Source organism: Pantoea sp. EKM20T, from assembly GCF_011800485.1.
GTDB lineage: Bacteria > Pseudomonadota > Gammaproteobacteria > Enterobacterales > Enterobacteriaceae > Pantoea > Pantoea agglomerans.
In genome coordinates this window covers 1-3,429 of record NZ_JAALFW010000029.1, presented here as the reverse complement: position 1 = coordinate 3,429, position 3,429 = coordinate 1, and the positions used below count along the sequence as shown (strand labels likewise).

Annotated in this window: 3 protein-coding genes and 1 pseudogene; all 4 read left to right on the top strand. The window is 46.5% G+C overall.

Going from position 1 to position 3,429, the window contains the following annotated elements:
* The coding region (locus HFD94_RS22730; protein WP_167433555.1) for an RHS repeat-associated core domain-containing protein at window positions 1-684 on the top strand (684 nt) is incomplete at its 5' end.
* An 18-nt stretch (window positions 685-702) separates the two neighbouring features.
* The gene (locus tag HFD94_RS22725; RefSeq protein ID WP_033779346.1) at window positions 703-918 is read left to right on the top strand and encodes a hypothetical protein; all 216 of its coding nucleotides are present in this window, start codon (window positions 703-705) and stop codon (window positions 916-918) included.
* 317 nt (window positions 919-1,235) lie between these two features.
* On the top strand, window positions 1,236-1,484 hold the full coding sequence (locus HFD94_RS22720; RefSeq protein ID WP_033779344.1) for a hypothetical protein: 249 nt from the start codon (window positions 1,236-1,238) through the stop codon (window positions 1,482-1,484).
* A 189-nt stretch (window positions 1,485-1,673) separates the two neighbouring features.
* Window positions 1,674-3,429 (top strand): annotated as a pseudogene (locus HFD94_RS22715) (RHS repeat domain-containing protein); the annotation flags it as partial.

The following is a 3,429-nucleotide window of genomic DNA, read 5'->3' as shown; positions in this document are numbered from 1 at the left end:
CAGTACCTGGACCGGGAAACCGGACTGCACTACAATCTGTTTCGTTATTATGACCCGGACAGCGGACGGTTTACCCAGCAGGACCCGATAGGGCTGGCGGGCGGGATCAACCTTTACCAGTATGCCCCGAACGCGCTGGGGTGGGTGGATCCATGGGGGTTGAGTTGTAATAATATAAATAAATGGAATAAATTCCAGAGCCAGACTAAAGGGGTATTCTCTAATAGAAAATGGGCAGCAAAGGCTTATAATGCTTTAAAAGGTGTTGAAAAAAAGGCACGCCCAGATGCTGAAAGTTATTTAGAACCCTCCTACGTTAAACAGCATCTTGCTATGTTCGATGATGGGATTTCAAAAATCGCTTGGGGTGTAAACAGAGCGGAAATTGGCCCTCCATCTGGACATTTTGTTATGCCAAAAGCTATAGCGGACAAGATTATTGCTAAATCTGGTGGTGATGTGTCAAAGTTGGAGCATTTACTGGGGCTTGATCTAGGTGATTTAGGTAATTCGCCAGTAAGAATTGACATACTCAAGCCCAGTGGGCTTAGGATGCCATCCGGAAGGGAGGCAGGAGCAAATGACCATTGGGTGCCTGGAGGAAAAACATCCGGGGGGGTGATTGAAGCGGTTATTGATCAAACGCCTTTGAGTGATGCAAATATTTATCCTGTTTTTAAATAAAGTTATGAGAGATTTATTATGAGTGAATTGATATTTACAGGTTATGGTATCGATATAGTTAAGAAAGACGATGGTTACTATATTCGATATGACGATGGTACCGTGGCTATGTTTGAAAAAGAATCAAAAATAACCTTTGATGAAGCAATGAAGGCTCAAAAAAGTGAAAATGATGCTTATGAGGTTATTATGGCTACCCAATCCAGAGAAGGACGGGGACGGCCTCAATTTTGATTATTGGAACTTTAAAATACTTAATTATTATTCCTTCTGCTAACATACAGGTAATTTGCAATTGTAAGTAATTTATTTTAGTCCTCTAGATAAATTATGAAGTGATGCTGGCCGTAGAATGGAATTTGATACGTTATAACTTTAGTAAACGACGTGCCACAAGTGCTTCATCCACGAGTGTTTGGCGATAAAGACATAACCCCACTTGAATTATTTAGCAAGGCGCACCCAGAGTATGGCGCTGGAAATATCCAACAGATTTATGCTGATAATAGGATAATAAATTTCGATAAAGTCGATATTTTACCGGAGAGAGAATGATAGATTTATTTTCCTACAATGAAGTTTTAGATTTTCTTGAAACATTCTTCCAAAAAATGATTAAAGATGAAGCGTATCGCAAAGAGATGAAACTTATCATTGATGGAAGTCGTAAAAATAAAACGGTTTCAATACGGGCTATAGATGTTTGCTTCATGAATTATCGTAAGGTTACGGGTGATTATAGTCTCCCTACAGATGAGGAGATGGAAATCTGGAAGCAGTTATTTAATGTTTGGCAGTGATAATTGAATTGATTCAATTTGATTTAAATTATGCATCGATTTTAAGGTGGATGATATGATGAATTTTAGAAAGGCAAAAAGCTTGAAAAGGTATTAAGAGTACATGGAATAAACAGCTACTACAGCTGTCGGGGATAGCTGAGTAAAGTGTCTTAGCATTTGCCCTTGCCTGATACCTAACAGATTTGGCAGGGCGAACTGGCGTGGGAGTATGACGCGCTGGGTAACTGCACAGCCTTAACACTGCCGGATGGTCGTAATCTCAAGCAGCTTTACTATGGCAGCGGTCATTTACTGAGCATCGCGTTAGACAACCTGCCGGTCACCGAGTTTACACGCGACACGCTGCATCGGGAACTCAGCCGGACGCAGGGCGGCCTGACCATGCGCAGTGAGTATGATCGCTTAGGCAGACTGCGCCGCCGTGACGTGTTTAAGGGTGACTCACAGCGACCTGCACCGCGCGTCTGGTCCCGCCGGCGCGACTTCGATTACGGCAACAATCTGATCCGTGAATAGCGCGACGATAATCCGTTCAGCCAGACATTATGGAACTACGATAACGCCGGCCGGCTGTTGTCTCAGGACGGTGCGCAGCCGGGTAATGAACAGTGGCGCTGGGATAGCGCAGGCAACCCGCTGGATTGCCATAGTGCCGCTCATGTCATGCATAACCGTGTCAAAGAACTGAACGGTATCCGCGGGCAATATGACATTCATGGCCGTACCACTGAGAAAGATGACGGGCATACCCGCTGGCGTTATCGCTATGATGGGGAGCATCGCCTGACGGATGTGATCAGCGAGCCACGTGACCGCAATAAGCCGCGCACTAAGGTGAGTTTCCGCTACGATCCGCTGGGACGCCGCATCAGTAAAACCAGCCAGCAGCTGTTGCAGGGCAGGCCGTCTGGCAACGCCGTCACGACGCGCTTTGTGTGGGAAGGCTACCGCCTGCTGCAGGAAATCCACGACGGGATCCCGCTGACCTACGTTTACAGCGACAGCCAGAGCTATGAACCACTGGCGCGTATTGATGGTGTGGAAAGCCCGGAGATTTACTTGTTCCATAATGCGGCCAATGGAATGCCGGAGCTGCTGACTGACGGTGAAGGGCAAAAAGCCTGGGAAGGCATTAACAGCCCGTGGGGCAAGCTGCTGCGCGAGTCCAGCCAGCGTGTTCCTGTGGTGGAGCAGAACCTGCGTATGCAGGGCCAGTACCTGGACCGGGACAAATTTGCATAAGCAAATTTGAACATCGCTTCAGCGATGGCCCCAGGGGGGTGAGGCACCGCAGGGGCCGAATCAACCGGACTGCACTACAATCTGTTTCGTTATTATGATCCGGACAGCGGACGGTTTACCCAGCAGGATCCGATAGGGCTGGCGGGCGGGATCAACCTTTACCAGTATGCCCCGAATGCGCTGGGATGGGTGGATCCGTGGGGGTTGAGTTGTAAGAATGCATGGAATGATTTTCAACGGAAGACTAAAGGTGCATTCTCTTCAGTTAAACAGGCTGCTCGTGCATATAAAGCTACAAAAGGAATTGCGAAACCAGAAAAATTTCCTGATCCTGTTACTTATTTGGATTCCGACAAAATTAAATCTCATCTAAGCCAATTTGAAGGTGGCGTTTCCAAAATTGCGTGGGGTGTTAATCCTGCATATTCTGAAATTGGACCGCCAGGTGGTCATTTTGTTATGCCTAAATCAGTGGCTGATGATGTAATTAGCCGATCTGGCGGTGATGTGCGCACAATTGAGAAAATGTTAGGATTATCAAAAGGAGATCTAGGTGACGTACCTGTAAGAATTGACATATCCAATCCAACTGGGTTGCGTATGCCATCTGGTAATGAGGCGGGCGCAAATAATTTTTGGCTGCCTGGGGGATATACATCTGGAAGAATTCCGGAAGCAACTATAGATCCAACACCTTTGG

Bases quoted from the DNA above. Each gene is read 5' to 3' on its own strand.
- HFD94_RS22725 (WP_033779346.1), top strand. From the start codon at position 703: ATGAGTGAATTGATATTTACAGGTTATGGTATCGATATAGTTAAGAAA.
- HFD94_RS22720 (WP_033779344.1), top strand. From the start codon at position 1,236: ATGATAGATTTATTTTCCTACAATGAAGTTTTAGATTTTCTTGAAACA.